Genomic DNA, 14,885 nt, shown 5'->3' on the forward strand with positions numbered 1-14,885 from the left:
GTAATTAAAAGCTCAGATTAAAGCCAGCATTTATGTTTCTACCCCTTGTTGTAAAACCAATGATTTCGGTAAATTCTTCGTTCAGGATATTATTGGCGTTCAGAAAAACCTTTAGCTTATTGGGTAGTAACTCGTGGTCAATATAGAGGTTAACCAACGAAAATGCATCCAATGCAACATCTTCAAAAACTGAAAAATCAGTATCAATCCGTTCTCCGGTATAGGCATATTGAAGTGAAACATTTGTGGATTCGCAAAGTTGATAGCCCAAGGTCAAATTCGCTTTATGTCTAGGGATTCTAATGGCATTGTCCCCCTTGCGCTCCGTAAATGTATAATTGGCATCAATGGTAAATGATTCTATAGGAATCCATGATACTTCAATCTCTGCTCCATTAACATCGATTTCGTCCGAAATATTAATACTACGAAAATCTTGATCAGACCCAATTCGATTCTTTTCATTTCTATCAAAGTATACAGCACTTAATCGAAGTTTGTCGTTTACATAATATTCCACTCCTCCTTCTATGGTAGTATTCTCTTCTGGTTCCAGGTTCTCATTCCCAAAGCTTCCAAACAATTGAATCAAATTGGGTGTGATATAAGAAGTTGCATAGGTACCCAAAAGCTTTACATAGCCTTTTTCCGTAGGAAAAACATAAGACGGGTTAACATTATACACTACTTGATTCCCATATTCGGAATGGTTGTTTAATCGAATTCCCGTATTCAAATTCAAACCAAAATCCGAAACATAGACCAAGTTTGCGTAAGGGTCTACAATCGTAAAATCCACTGACTCATCAAAAATGGCTTTGTCTTTAATATAGTTAATACCTAAGACCGTATAAAACCTATCGTTAAAGACATATTTGTTGTAAACATCAAAAACAAAATTTTCGCCACTGGAGACTGTCTCACCAAAAGTGCTTCTTGAATCTAAATCAAAATCTGTATAGGCTGCATTCAACTGTATGGAACCTTTGCCATAGCTAAATGTGGATGCAATACCCAAGCGCTCTTGATCTTGTTTCAATTGGTTGGGAGCTTCCGCACGGTCAGCATCAAACTCGTTTCTGAACTCGGTCTTGTTTCCATAAAGCAAAACATCAAATTTCTCTGAAAACTTGTATCCTATTTTGAGGTCTGCACTATACTGGGAAAAGTCGTCTTCTTCATTCTCCGGTGTCACCGCTGCAGAAAGTCCGTTGGAATATCGGTTGGAGAAACTTACACCATAAGAGAATTTGTTTAATGTTCCACTTACCTTAGCGCTATTGGCAAAGCTGGCAAGATTATAGTTTTGGTCATTAGATGTTTGGTTTGTACCGACCATGGATTCAAAATTACCTGCGATATTGTTTTCCGAATTCTTTTTGGTGGTAATATTAATGACCGCGGTGGCAGCATTGGTACCGTATAGTGTACTTGCAGCACCTTTAATTATTTCTATGGATTCCACATTTGCGGTTGACAAAAATCGTAAATCGTACTCGACTGAAAAAGAAGAAGGATTGGTCACTCGAACCCCATCAATTATCACCAATACCTGACGTCCACGGCCACCTCGGGCGAATACACCGAGAACATCACCATCCCTACCGCGGCTAGCTGCGATTTCGATTCCACTCTTTGTGTTGATAACCTGAGCTACGGTTCTTCCCTGATTACGTTCCAATTCCTGAGCTGAAATTTTGATGACGGTCTTACCGGAATTTTCACGTTTCAGTTCAAATCGTGAATCGCTGACCACTACTTCATCCAACTGTTGAACGGAGACAGAGTCTTGTTGTGCATTTTGGGCATAAAAAAATTGACCCGCAAAAAGTGTGGCGCACCACCACAATTGTGTTTTTTTCATTTCGTTTAAGTGAATAAACGGGAGAATAGTATGTGCTTCATACGTAAACCTTTATCCCGAAAGTTTAACATTGTTTGTTTGAATTTGGCAGGTCTCCTGACTTGTTCAATGTTATTTGGCCTTCCCATTCTTTTGAACAGTGGCATTGAAGTAAACAACACCCTCTTTTTGAGGTGCCAAACCAAGTTTGGCATGAACTTTACAGTTGCGGGAACAGTTCTGGATTCTCACCAGATTCCCTTTTAATCGCACAAAGCATTGTACGAACCAAAATTCACGACGAAAGTAATCATTCTGTTTAATCTTTTTTTACAAAAATTAAATAATCTTACTTTTGATGGCATGATGAAAAAATCTTCATTCGGTTCAATATCCCTTCTCCTTTTTTCACTATTGTTCACTTCCTGCAAGGAAAAAAAGTCTGAATTAGCTCTTAAACAAAATCCAGACTCCCCTTCGATTCAATACGCACAAGGTTTTTCCATTGAAAAAAATGTAGACTTTACTGTCATCCGCGTGGTTTCAGCATGGCCGGGAGCCTCAGAAGAGTTTAGCTATGCCTTGATTCCACGGGAAAGACTAGCATCCATAACATTACCAAGGGATGCGTATGATGCCATTGTACCAACTCCAGTTGAACGTATGATAGTGACTTCAACCACACATATCCCGGCAATGGAATCGCTGGGGGCATTGAACACTTTGGTAGGTTTTCCCAACTCCGATTTGATTTCCTCAACCGAAGCACGAAAGAGAATTGATGAAGGTTCCATTCATGAATTGGGAACCAATGAAAACATTAACACCGAAATTGCACTTGAAACAAACCCCGAAGTGGTAATCGGTTTCGGTATCAATGGCACCAACAAAGCGTATGAAACTTTAAAACTATCTGGCATTCCCATTGTGTACAACGGCGATTGGACGGAGCAAACCCCTTTGGGAAAAGCGGAATGGATTAAGTTTTTTGCTCCTTTTTACCAAAAAGAAGCAGTGGCCGATAGTATTTTTAAGACTATTGAATCATCGTATAAGGAGGCCAAGGTACTAGCCCAACAAGCGTTGGATAAACCAACGGTCTTAACCGGAGGCTTGTATAAAGATGTATGGTATGTTGCAGGAGGAAATAGCTGGATGTCACAATTTTTAAAGGATGCAAACGCCAATTACCTCTGGAAAGACACAGAGGATACCGGCAGTATTGGTTTAAGCTTGGAAGAAGTACTCACACAAGGACAAAAAGCTGATTTTTGGTTCAATCCATCGCTACATACCGCCTATGAGCAACTGGAAAATGCAAACCCACATTATATTCAATTTAGTGCCTATGTCAATCGTAAAGTCTTTTCCAATGCGGTGAGAAAAGGGGAAACAGGAGGCATTTTATTCTATGAACTGGCTCCTCAAAGACCCGACTTGGTTTTAAAAGATTTGATTTCAATTCTTCACCCGGACCTGATGGAAGGGTACGAAACTCATTTTTTCAGCCCTTTGCAATAAATGTCTCCCTCACAGAAATATCGTATTTCGTTTCTATGCATTGCTTTAGCTCTATGTGTAGCTTGGGTCTTGAACATAAGTTCGGGGTCGGTTTCCATACCCTTTGATGCTATTCTATCGTCATTTTTGGGAAAATCTCTGGAAACACCAACTTGGGATTACATTTTATGGAACTATCGAATTCCAAAGTCGTTTACAGCAATTTTGGTGGGTGGTGGACTTTCCTTAAGTGGGCTTTTGATGCAAACACTTTTTAGAAACCCCTTGGCGGGGCCATTTGTTCTGGGTATCAGTTCTGGAGCAAGTTTGGGAGCAGCCCTGCTTTTGATGGGGGCTTCTTTACTTTCAGGATGGGCTTCGTTCTCCTATTTGAATGATATTTCACTCGCAGTAGCAGCCAGTTTAGGAAGTTTTTTTGTACTACTGGTAGTGATTTTAGTGGCCAATCGAGTAAAAGATACTATGGCACTTCTAATCATAGGTTTGATGTTCGGAAGCATTACTTCGGCCATTGTAAGTGTTTTAGCCTATTTTTCCACAGCGGATAATCTGCAACGTTTTATTTTTTGGTCCTTTGGTAGTGTCGGCAATCTATCTCAATCACAAGTTTGGCTATTGACCGGAATCGTTCTTTTAGGTTTGATTTTGAGTATTTTTTCCATTAAGGCATTGAATGCATTTTTATTGGGAGAAAACTATGCGGAAAGCTTAGGTGTTTCGCTAAAAAAATCAAGATTTATTGCCATAGTGGCAACAGGTTTACTAGCGGGAGGCATAACTGCTTTTGCAGGTCCCATTGCGTTTGTTGGGCTGGCCGTACCCCACCTTACCCGCCAGATTTTCGATACCATGGAACATCGTATTTTGATTCCAGCGGTATTCCTTTATGGAGCGATTTTGATGTTGCTTTGCGATACCATTGCCCAGTGGCCCAACTCAGCCAACGTTTTGCCAATAAATGCCATCACTACCTTAGTTGGCGCCCCTGTTGTAATTTGGTTATTGATTCGTAAACGAAAAATGATTTTTTAATGGATGCAATGAAAAATCAAATTTTGAATGTTGATAATCTGTCTATTGGTTATCCGTCCATTACCATTGCGAAAAACATTTCGTTTTCATTGGAAAGGGGTTCCCTATGCACCATTGTGGGCATCAATGGTGTGGGAAAATCAACCTTGCTTCGTACTTTGGGAGGACTTCAAGTCAAAAAATCAGGGGAAATTGAGATTGATAACCAGAAACTGGAATCGCTATCCGCATTACAATTAGCACAAAAACGCAGTATGGTGCTTACGGAGCAGACCACTTCAAAAAATCTCACCGTACAAGAACTGATAGCATTGGGCAGACAACCGCATACCAATTGGTTAGGGCGATTAAGCACAAATGACAAGAAACGCATTCAACAAAGCATCAGAACTTTTTTACTGGATAAACTACGTTACCGCAAATGCCATGAATTGAGTGATGGACAATTTCAAAGGGTATTGATAGCTAGAGCCATGGCACAGGACACCCCTTTGATTTTATTGGATGAGCCTACTACGCATCTTGACCTGCACCACAAGGTTCAAATCCTAAAACTATTACAAGAGTTAGCTCACGAGCGGAATAAAACCATACTTTTTACCACGCACGAAATTGATTTGGCCATCCAAACCTGCGATTCCATGTTGATATTGGATGGAAATCAAAATCCCTTTGGAGAACCTTGTCAATTGATTGAAGAAAAGCACTTTGATACCCTTTTTCCTTCGGACATGGTCCAATTTGATGCAACAACAGGAACGTATAAGGTTAAAAAGTAAGTCGAAATACCATTTCGCTGAAGTCTGGAATCCGTTATCTTTATCGATAGAAAATATTGTATGAGCACTGAATTGATTTTTGTATTGATTGGACTATTGGCCTTGATTGGGGGTGTACTTTTGGGCATGTACGTTCAAAAGCTCAAAACAAAATCCGTGGAAAGTGTTTGGAAAGAACGAGAATCTCAACTGAACAGCAATATTTCCACGCTTAACCAAAAGTTGATGGATTCCGATGAAGGTAGAAGGGAGCTTCAATCCGAAAGGGAACTACAGAGCAATCAAATTGTCCGTTATCAGGCTGATTTAGAAAATTTACAGCAAAAGCACTCAGAACAAAAGGAAGAATTGGAAAAACTCCAAGAAAAATTCACCAAGGATTTTGAAATATTGGCTAATAAAATTCTAGAGGATAAGTCCAAAAAATTCACGGAAAGTAACAAACAGAACATAGAAAATATTCTTACCCCTCTCAACAAAAAAATAAAGGAGTTTGAAGAAAAGGTTGAAAAATCCCAAAAGGAAAACATCAGCATTCACTCAGCACTTAAAGAACAACTGCTCAACCTTCAAAATCAAAATCTGAAAATAACCCAAGAGGCAGAGAATTTGACCAAAGCCTTAAAAGGTGATAGTAAAATGCAAGGAAATTGGGGGGAATTGGTCTTGGAGCGTGTTTTGGAAAAATCCGGTTTGGAAAAGGACCGAGAATATAGTGTACAGCAAAGTTTCACGCTTGAGGATGGCAGTCGCGTGATGCCCGATGTCATCATCAATATGCCCGATGGCAAAAAAATGATTGTGGATTCTAAGGTTTCGCTAACGGATTACGAGCGCTTTACCAATGCCGATGAAGAAGATAAGCCCAAGTTCTTAAAGGACCATATCAATTCCCTACGAAAGCACGTGGAACAACTCTCTGCAAAGAAGTATGAAGATTTATATGAAATGGAAAGCCCAGATTTTGTTTTAATGTTTGTTCCCATTGAACCTGCTTTTGCCATTGCCATAAATGAGGATGTGTCACTTTACAACAAGGCTTTTGAGCAAAACATTGTGATTGTTACTCCCTCAACCCTATTGGCTACGCTTCGTACCATTGACACCATGTGGAACAACGAAAAGCAGCAACGCAACGCCATTGAGATAGCACGTCAGGCTGGAGCGCTGTACGATAAGTTTGAAGGTTTTGTGTCTGATTTGACCAAAGTGGGCAAAAAGATGGATGAGGCGAAGAATGAATATCGCGGCGCCATGAACAAATTGGTAGAAGGCCGAGGAAACATAGTGACAAGCATTGAAAAATTGAAGAAAATGGGTGCCAAAGCCAAGAAATCCATTCCAGAGCCTATTCTAAAACGTGCCCAAGAAGACGATTACGAAGAACCCAAACTTGAATTATAAAGGATGCGTAAGTTCCTATTTATCTTTATTACCGTTGTTATTTTTGGAATAGCAGGATACTTTGCCTTTATCTATTATGTTCCCTTTAGTGAAGGTTATCGTTCAGGCGAACTTATCAAGTTCAGCCGCAAGGGAGTTTTGGCCAAAACATGGGAAGGTGAAATCAGTCAGGGTATCTCCGGAGCGCAGATTTTTGAGTTTTCGGTGGAAGACAGTGAGTCGAAAGTCATTGAAAAGTTGAAAGATTACCAAGGCCAATATGTAAAAGTGACCTATAAAGAGCGATATGGCACTTTTTTCTGGTTGGGCGACACCAAGTACTTTATAATCGATGTGGTTCAGGAGCAATCTCCACACTTTAGAAAATAGCAATGAAAACGTTTAAAACAGCCGGAGAATCCAAGGTTTCTATTACTGAACTTATGCTCCCGGCCCACTCCAATTTTGGAGGCAAGGTCCATGGAGGATATATTTTAAGTTTGATGGACCAGATTGCCTTTGCCTGTGCGAGTCGGCATTCCCAAAGTTATTGTGTCACTGCTTCGGTTAATCGTGTCAATTTTTTAAACCCCATAGATGTTGGCGAATTGGTAACTCTCAAGGCCAGTATAAACTATACCGGGCGTACCAGCATGGTAGTGGGAGTCCGCGTAGAATCCGAAAACATTCAAACTGGCGAGGTTAAACATTGCAATTCTTCGTATTTCACCATGGTGGCCAAAGATGAAAATGGTAAAAACATAGCAGTTCCTGGCCTAATTGTCAAAGATAAACAAGGTATGCGACGCTTTGCCAGAAGTAAGGAACGAAAATTATCCGCGCATGACCGAGACTCCAAATATGCATCCAAAGCCTTTAAAGTAAACCAATATTTGGAATTTTTGGAAGGTGAAAATGTGAAGTTGGATTTGGATTGACTTCAACTCTTCGCAACAGGAGCATTATTACAGCGAGTTATCATTCAAATGAATTATTTATAATTCTTTACCAAACTTTTCATATAACCTCTTAAATCAGTGATGTCATAGACCAATTGCTTACGGTCAAGGAACACAGGAAAAAGATATTGTTTGTTATCAGGATCTTCAATTCGAATAAGCTCACTTAATCTTTTACCATCTTGAACATTTGAAGTGGTATTAATAAGTTTAAAAGATATCTTTTTTCGTTCCAAACTTTCCTTGGCAAACCTTGAACGGGAACAACCTTCTTTATAAAATAGAATGAGAGGGTTTTCATCTACTTCAAAGGCTTTAAAGACCTCTTGTTTTTTCTTGATGTTATACACTAAAAGTTCTTGCTCTGTAGGTTTTGGTTTCCAAGCGTAATCGGAACTCCACTTCCAATGTTTCCCTTTTGGAATTCCAAGTTTTGTCATAACCAATGAATCCTTAGGGGGAATTAATAGTGTTATAGCATCATCGTATCCCAAAAGATTTTCGACAACTAGTTGTAGAGTCACCTCTTGGGTAAGGTCAGTATGGTTTATACCCCATAAAGTGAGAGAGTCCTGTGATTGGTCAACCACAATATCAATAGGCTGTTCTTGTGCCCAAACGGGTAGTGTAAGCAGAATTAAAATAATAGAGGTACCCAAGAATTTGTACCCCATATGAATTTGTTTATCGCTTCGCATAGTATATCTCCGTTATTCAGTTACATTCTTTTTAAACTCATTTCTGTTGGAACTTCAAATCCAATTACAAATGAAGCTTAGAGGTATCGCGTAAAAATTCTCAACAAAAGAAACCTCAATACGACAAAGACTGCGATAAGTTGACAGATTATAAACAACAAATCTCGGTAATAGACCAAATAATAGCTGTCATAATAATTATACACGAAAGAATATTTGTCGCCTAAAACAAAACCAACAATTACAAAAAGAAATATTAAGCCAATCAAAACTTTATTTATCATACTGCCTACATCTCTTATCAATCCTTGTGTACAATATATTCCATTCTTGCTACAGAATAATTGTCTTGTTTAGCACCAATCGGAAAATACTCCAAAAACAGGGACGTTTCTCTTCTATCATTCATATTGGTTTTGATATTGTGCCAACATAAGCTTTTATATTCTGATATTTTCGAAAGTATAAAGTTTAAATCTACTTTTTCAGGAATACTTTCCAATTTTTCTTTTCTACGTTCTGAACCTTTTAAACGACTGGCCATAGAGGTTGGTAGCCCATATTGATTTTCTTGAGCGGTCAAAAATTTCTTAATATTCTCAAATTCAACAAAACACAGAATATCTTCAATTCTATCATCTTTCACTTTGAAAGCTAACTTGGATACATTATAACCTCCAAAACTATAATCTTGAAGGAATTCTTCGGAGACAATTTTATTGTACCTATATCCAACTCCATGTTTAAAACAGGAAACGGAATCAATTGTTATGAGGTTTTTCGAAGGATACTTGGAAAAGCTTTCTCCTATTGAAAAATTATCAATTTGAAATTTAGCCTGACTCATACAAACCAAGGTTTAACAACAATACGATTATACCCTATTTCCAAAGTCTTATCGCATCTAATCGATAATTTTATGGGTTCAATCTTTAGTTACTATGAGTTGCATTTTATGAGGCTCATATGCCATAGTAAATTTCAGCTTAATCTCATCTTTCTTCCAAACAATACATACTGGTTTGTTCTCAAAACCACACTCCTTTAAGCTATAATCACTCTCATTAAATTCCAAACCATCTAAACTCCCTGAATTTTCATAGAGAAGTGTATCCTTACAAAACATTTTGTGAGGTGTTCCGTACTGTTTGACAATATCAAGAAAAAGGTCTTCATCCATTACTGTCTTGAAGTCAACCATAATTCTTTCAACAGTATCATTATCATCAGTTGTTATAATTATTCCTCTAATATCAGCTTTTGAAAAAATTTCATCATCACTTTGAACAAAATACATTCTTGAATTGTTCTCCTTATCAACCGAAATTAGTTTGTATTCAATTGATAGGTTTGAAATTTTTTTGTTCAGAATCTTTACAAAGTCCATTGTATCGCTTTGGATAATTGTTAAAACTGAATATAGAAATAATAAAACTGTTTTGCTCACTTACTACAATCTTTTATGGACCATGCCCAATCTCTTGTATATGGTGACAAGTTTCGTATGGTATGTGGAGAACTTTTGCTCCAATCACCTCCAATCGCTCTCATTGCGGCTTTAATATTTTTTTCCATTCTTTTGAAAGTTGATACCCACTCGCTTTGTAATTCTTCGAGAACCAAGCTTTTGTTTTAATATTCAGTAGCCCCACCAAAGGGAAAAGTAGGTAAGTTCATGGTCATTTCAAAATACTTCTTCCCAAGCTTGGTAAGTTTGTATTCACCTTTCCCATCATCTTCCACTAACCCTAGGCTCTTTAGGTGTTCTACCCTTTCAATGAGTTCCTCATTGCTTGTAAATTCCTCCATCCAACACCGCTCTGGTCAAAAAAAATTTGGGTGAAATAATCAAAGATTTAAACAATACCTACCGAAGCCTTTTGAGAACAAATCACCCTCACTCTACCTATCAAAGTTTTTAACATAGTCCGATCTCCTTCTTGGCGAAATTTCTATTAAAAGTGAATGAAGCCTTTTAACGTTATTATCCTTTTGACCAGGAAAACCGTAAAACTTATTATTCCATAAAAGAAGAAAAATAAAAAAATTGATATGACCAGAATATGTTGTGTTTTAAGCGTAAAGTAGATGTCCAATACATTAACATCAAATTCCATATCTAATAATTTTAAGGGTAACAATAATATCTGTCTAAAAAAAATGCATTGAAAAAAGTAACCTCACCAAATTCTATATTATTCTTCGAAATATCTGGTATTTTTTTATTTACAAGTTCCTCTGGAAATTCCTTGTAATCGGTGAATTGTATTATAGTATCACAAACTAACGAATAAGTATCGTTGTACAGGCTCTTTTCCTTCCAACAAGTTAAGGGGCCTGAAATGGATTTCCATTGATATTTAAACGGCTTGTTATAATTGTCTTCAATTAAATCAATCTCCATCATATAAGCATGAAAATAGGGAATCAATGCACTTATGGCAAAACACAATGGTCTGAATTTTTTAGTTTTTTCTTCATAAAATCCGCTATGCTGTAAACAAATGGCCCTATCATCTTGGCATGGCCTTGAAACATCTCTAAGTTCTAACTTACCTTGAAGAATATCTAAAATCCCTTTCGAACTGCTTTTAAGGAAATGATTTTCATCCAAACAAAATCTATCTAGGTGTTCATTTAAATATTTATACTCCTTCGTCTCAAAATATGCTTGGTCAATTTCTCTACTATTGTTCAAGAAATTCAGATTTCTTGGATAGTATTCGTAGGCTTTTTGTAAAAAAAAGTCACTCATAAATTTTCAGTTGTTACAATCGTCGTCAAAAAACCAAGAAGCTTTATATTCTGTTACCTTATTAACCTTTAAATTCCTTGGCCGTATTTGAACACGTCCTCCTGGGATATAATTCGGATAGACGGCCATGAGCTTTTCCTCAAAATGTCTTTTAAGACGATATTCGCCAATAAAGGTAGTTTGATTTTTAGCAAATTGAAAAGTATCATCCATTGCTTCTTTAAGGGCCTTGGCACTTGCTTCTGCCAAAGAACCATTATCATAAATGTTACCAAATCTATCTTCGTAAGGTGTTGAGAATTCCATAGGATTGTCGTATCTGGCATATTCGGATGACCCATCAGGTAAAATATAAAGAAACCGAATGCCCTTGACATAAGAAAATTGAGCATTACCAACTTGTATAAATTCAAAACTTTTACAACTTGGAGGAGTCTCCTCGTTTTCATTAATAGGAAACAACAATTCATCCTCGGGACAGTTGCTATTTTTTCCAGAAAAACCACTTTTTAAAGTACCATCTGTACCCCCTGCACCAAAGCTACCTTCGCCTACTTCAACAACTGGAGTAAGTCCAGTACCTCCTCCACCTGACGAGGGATAAGAAATATACCAGTACCCATAACCATAATTGTTGTAGGAACCGCTATGTCCGTCTGCAGAACTTCCACCGCCTCCCCCAGAGTTAGTGCCAGAACCATTGTTGCTGTCGGCATCAGCAGCCCCGCATGGTGTGGGGGTTATGTTTCTATTAAATAGAGTCTCTCCGTCAAAAAAGGTGCTCGTGGAATACATATTTATCTTTCCTTGAAAAGGGGCATCACTTCTTATACTGTTCACATAAGTTTCGTAGTACTCTTCGTCTACCACGTACTGAAGGACCATAGGTTCATTGAACCCACCATCAGGTCTTTGCTTCACAACTATGTTATGGAAAATATTGTAGGGGGTGTCTGCTACATACATTCTAATGGAAAAGGAAACGTTGCCAATGGAATCGGTTACCGATAGAATTCTTGATTCATCCAATATAATATCTTCTCCATCACTTTTAGAACTCCAGTTCACCTTTGATTTCTCCGATGAACCCAAAATGGTACTTGCAAGGTCTGGCAGTTCATCAATTGTCAATGCCCCAAGTGGTATTCCTTCTTCTAAAAGTTCAGTACTTTCCTCCAGTTGCAGGACTTCCTCATTCTCACAGGAGGCTATAAATAAAGAAAAGAGAATGACCAACGAAAGGATACTAAAAAATCGTGTCTTCATAATTTATTGTTTTTGTCCAATAAATGTACCTCACCGGAACGAACGGTATATGGTAAAATAAGGTGTGATTTATAAATTGGTTGTCAATTTATAAATCGACCAAAAAAAATTATGAAACTATTGTAGGGCCATGCAAAAACTTTAAAAATTCTATGGGTTTTCCGTAAGTTTTGTGGTAGTCAACTTAATCCTGAAGCCGCATCCTTATCCAAAAACCAAAGCAGTTTTCCGGATGCTGGATTCACTAGCGATGCAGGATACTTCTCAAATCCTTCTTTCTTTTGGGTAATCATTTCGACTTTTTCAGCTTTTCCTTGTCCTGTGACCAAAAAGGCCACTTCCTTTGCGGTATTGATAACCTTTCCATTTATGGAAACCCGCTTCTGCCCAGATTCAGGATGGGTGGCCACCACACAGTGGTCTTCGGCTTCCCATAGTTCAATTTGATGTGGAAAAATGGAAGCGGTGTGGCCATCGTCTCCCATACCAAGAATCACCAAATCAAATTGGGGAACACCCTCTACCCTATCCAAATTGATTTCCAAAAGATTGGCGTAGCGCATGGCCTCTCCGTTAGGGTTCCTTTCTCCTAAAATGCGATGGATATTTTCCTTGGGAACCTCGATTTTTGAAAACAGGTGGTCAACAGTCATTTTATAGTTGCTCTCGCTATCATCTGGAGGAACACAGCGTTCATCTCCCCAGTAAAAGTGAATACTGGACCAATCTATTTTGTCACCATATTTTGAGGCCAATACGTCAAAAACAATTTTTGGTGTACTTCCTCCGGACAAGGCAATATGAACTTGGTCTTTGTCCTTTACAAAATCAACGAAGTAGGATGAAAATGCTGTTGCAACTTCATTCTTGTCCTTATATATTTTTAATTCCATAAATACTTCATATTTGTTCTCGACTGCGCTCGACTGACATCGGACATCAGAATTTAACAAATCACACAATACCCTGGGTCATCCGCTAAATTCTCTCCGGGATTGCGCCAATATCCAAAATCCTCAATGAGTTCATCGGCATTCTCTGGCCCCCATACTCCCGCAGCATAGCCATACATACGTACATCCTTTCCATTTTTCCAATAGTCCAAAATAGGATCTACAAATTCCCAAGCTGCTTCCACCTCATCAGCACGGGCATAAAGGGTGGCATCACCTTGCATGGCATCGAGAAGTAGTCTCTCATAGGCCTCCATGACATAGGTTTCCGCCAAACTGGAATAATAGAAATCTAAGTTAGCACGTTCCACTTTGAAACCTTGCCCGGGAACTTTCACGCCAAATTTCATTAAAATTCCTTCATCCGGTTGAATTCGAATAATCAGCTTATTGTCCTTACTGTTCAGTCCAGAATCACTAAAAATTTGATGATGCGGGGTTTTAAAATGTATGATGACCTCCGTTACCTTGGTGGGCATTCTTTTGGCAGTCCGAACATAGAATGGTACCCCGTGCCAACGCCAATTATCCACATAAAATTTTATGGCAGCGTAGGTCTCAGTAGTGGAATCAGAGTTCACCCCATCTTCCTCACGATACCCCTTAACCGATTCTCCATTGATTTCTGAGGCAACGTATTGGGCCCTTATGGTATTGCCAAACAAAGTCTGCTCATCGCGCATAATCCGCAGGGATTTTAAAGCCTTCACTTTTTCGTTCCGTATTTCTTCCGGTTCATCACCGATTGGAGGTTCCATAACCACCAAAGAAACTATCTGCATCAAGTGGTTCTGGAACATATCCCGAAGTGCCCCAGATTTATCATAATATCCACCCCTTTTCTCAACACCCACACTTTCGGCATTGGTAATTTCAACATGATGGATGTAATTTCGATTCCAAAGCGGTTCAAAAATGCTATTGGAAAAACGGGTAACCAACAAATTCTGCACAGTTTCCTTGCCCAAATAATGGTCTATTCTATAAATCTGAGGTTCTGTAAAGTATTGCTGGAGACCCCTATTTAAATTCTTTGCCGTTTCCAAACTATAACCAAATGGTTTTTCCACAATAAGTCGTTTCCAACCCAATTCTTGATTGCTAAGACCTACCTCCGCTAGATTTTTGGCAATAGGCTCATATAAACTAGGAGGCGTTGAGAAGTAAAATATGTAGTTGTTGTCCGTCCCTTTCGAAGCATTTAAGGCTTCAATCCTCTTAGCCAATCCACTATATTCTGCAGTATAGTCACTCCCTAAATCCTCATAGAAAAACATATCGGTAAATCCTTTCAGATAGTTTTCCTTGAGGTCTTCAATTTTAGATTTCAGGTAAGGACTATCGTATACTACCCTATTCCTAAACTCTTCATCGGACATATCGCTTCTACTTGCGCCTAGTACTATAAAGTTTTCTGGAAGTTGCTTGGCCACATACAAGTTAAAAAGTGCCGGTATCAATTTTCGGGCCGTAAGATCACCCGAGGCACCAAAAATGACAAGCATTTGGTTATCTGTCTTTTTCATAAGTGTGCTGATGGTTATTGGATTGTTGGTCTCATTTCCCTACAAGTTATGATATGTATGGCAAATACAACCCATTATTTTTTTGAGCAAGACGAATATAACGTTTATTTTAGGTTCATAAATCGACAAATGATTTACTTAGTGTTGTCTTAACATAACAATCTCAAAAA

Annotated in this window: 15 protein-coding genes and 1 riboswitch; of the genes, 6 read left to right on the forward strand and 9 right to left on the reverse strand. The window is 38.4% G+C overall.

The features are described 5' to 3' along the window. Nucleotides 1-4: 4 nt before the first annotated feature. Nucleotides 5-1,864: a TonB-dependent receptor plug domain-containing protein gene (locus ACOKFD_RS04945; protein WP_422860228.1), complete on the reverse strand. Its 1,860-nt coding sequence runs from the start codon at nt 1,862-1,864 to the stop codon at nt 5-7. A 69-nt stretch (nt 1,865-1,933) separates the two neighbouring features. Then, nucleotides 1,934-2,151: riboswitch (cobalamin riboswitch) on the reverse strand. A gap of 55 nt (nt 2,152-2,206) precedes the next feature. Here ACOKFD_RS04945 and ACOKFD_RS04950 point away from each other — a divergent pair. Genes ACOKFD_RS04950 through ACOKFD_RS04975 form a run of 6 tightly spaced genes read left to right on the forward strand, consistent with a single transcriptional unit; the run spans nt 2,207 to nt 7,496 of the window. Further along, nucleotides 2,207-3,364, forward strand: coding sequence for an ABC transporter substrate-binding protein (locus ACOKFD_RS04950; RefSeq protein ID WP_422860229.1), 1,158 nt, complete (start codon nt 2,207-2,209; stop codon nt 3,362-3,364). Continuing rightward, nucleotides 3,365-4,396, forward strand: a complete 1,032-nt coding sequence (locus ACOKFD_RS04955) for a FecCD family ABC transporter permease (RefSeq protein ID WP_422860230.1) — start codon at nt 3,365-3,367, stop codon at nt 4,394-4,396. An 8-nt stretch (nt 4,397-4,404) separates the two neighbouring features. Next, nucleotides 4,405-5,175 carry an ABC transporter ATP-binding protein gene (locus ACOKFD_RS04960; RefSeq protein ID WP_422860231.1) on the forward strand — a complete coding sequence of 257 codons (771 nt, stop codon included), beginning with the start codon at nt 4,405-4,407 and terminating at the stop codon, nt 5,173-5,175. 60 nt (nt 5,176-5,235) lie between these two features. Beyond that, nucleotides 5,236-6,579 (forward strand): DNA recombination protein RmuC, encoded by a 1,344-nt coding sequence (gene rmuC / locus ACOKFD_RS04965; RefSeq protein ID WP_422860232.1) that lies wholly within the window; start codon nt 5,236-5,238, stop codon nt 6,577-6,579. Nucleotides 6,580-6,582: 3 nt separating this feature from the next. Then, on the forward strand, nt 6,583-6,948 hold the full coding sequence (locus tag ACOKFD_RS04970) for a 6-phosphogluconate dehydrogenase (protein WP_422860233.1): 366 nt from the start codon (nt 6,583-6,585) through the stop codon (nt 6,946-6,948). 2 nt (nt 6,949-6,950) lie between these two features. Continuing rightward, the gene (locus ACOKFD_RS04975; protein WP_422860234.1) at nt 6,951-7,496 is read left to right on the forward strand and encodes an acyl-CoA thioesterase; all 546 of its coding nucleotides are present in this window, start codon (nt 6,951-6,953) and stop codon (nt 7,494-7,496) included. 53 nt (nt 7,497-7,549) lie between these two features. On the opposite strand, the gene ACOKFD_RS04980 is transcribed toward ACOKFD_RS04975, so the two are convergent. The 8 genes from ACOKFD_RS04980 to zwf form a co-directional block, all read right to left on the reverse strand. Beyond that, nucleotides 7,550-8,191 (reverse strand): hypothetical protein, encoded by a 642-nt coding sequence (locus tag ACOKFD_RS04980; protein ID WP_422860235.1) that lies wholly within the window; start codon nt 8,189-8,191, stop codon nt 7,550-7,552. A gap of 325 nt (nt 8,192-8,516) precedes the next feature. Then, complete coding sequence (locus tag ACOKFD_RS04985) at nt 8,517-9,062, reverse strand: hypothetical protein (RefSeq protein WP_422860236.1); 546 nt, start codon at nt 9,060-9,062, stop codon at nt 8,517-8,519. A gap of 78 nt (nt 9,063-9,140) precedes the next feature. Then, nucleotides 9,141-9,602: a hypothetical protein gene (locus ACOKFD_RS04990; RefSeq protein ID WP_422860237.1), complete on the reverse strand. Its 462-nt coding sequence runs from the start codon at nt 9,600-9,602 to the stop codon at nt 9,141-9,143. Between the two features lie 245 nt (nt 9,603-9,847). Beyond that, the gene (locus ACOKFD_RS04995) at nt 9,848-10,024 is read right to left on the reverse strand and encodes a hypothetical protein (RefSeq protein ID WP_422860238.1); all 177 of its coding nucleotides are present in this window, start codon (nt 10,022-10,024) and stop codon (nt 9,848-9,850) included. A gap of 319 nt (nt 10,025-10,343) precedes the next feature. Next, complete coding sequence (locus ACOKFD_RS05000) at nt 10,344-10,970, reverse strand: hypothetical protein (protein WP_422860239.1); 627 nt, start codon at nt 10,968-10,970, stop codon at nt 10,344-10,346. A gap of 6 nt (nt 10,971-10,976) precedes the next feature. Continuing rightward, nucleotides 10,977-12,236, reverse strand: coding sequence for a hypothetical protein (locus ACOKFD_RS05005; RefSeq protein ID WP_422860240.1), 1,260 nt, complete (start codon nt 12,234-12,236; stop codon nt 10,977-10,979). A 179-nt stretch (nt 12,237-12,415) separates the two neighbouring features. Next, nucleotides 12,416-13,129: a 6-phosphogluconolactonase gene (pgl, locus tag ACOKFD_RS05010; RefSeq protein WP_422860241.1), complete on the reverse strand. Its 714-nt coding sequence runs from the start codon at nt 13,127-13,129 to the stop codon at nt 12,416-12,418. A 53-nt stretch (nt 13,130-13,182) separates the two neighbouring features. Continuing rightward, complete coding sequence (gene zwf / locus ACOKFD_RS05015; protein WP_298999188.1) at nt 13,183-14,715, reverse strand: glucose-6-phosphate dehydrogenase; 1,533 nt, start codon at nt 14,713-14,715, stop codon at nt 13,183-13,185. Nucleotides 14,716-14,885 lie beyond the last annotated feature (170 nt).

The sequence above is a fragment of the Flagellimonas ulvae genome (assembly GCF_049333175.1).
In the GTDB taxonomy this organism is placed as follows: domain Bacteria; phylum Bacteroidota; class Bacteroidia; order Flavobacteriales; family Flavobacteriaceae; genus Flagellimonas.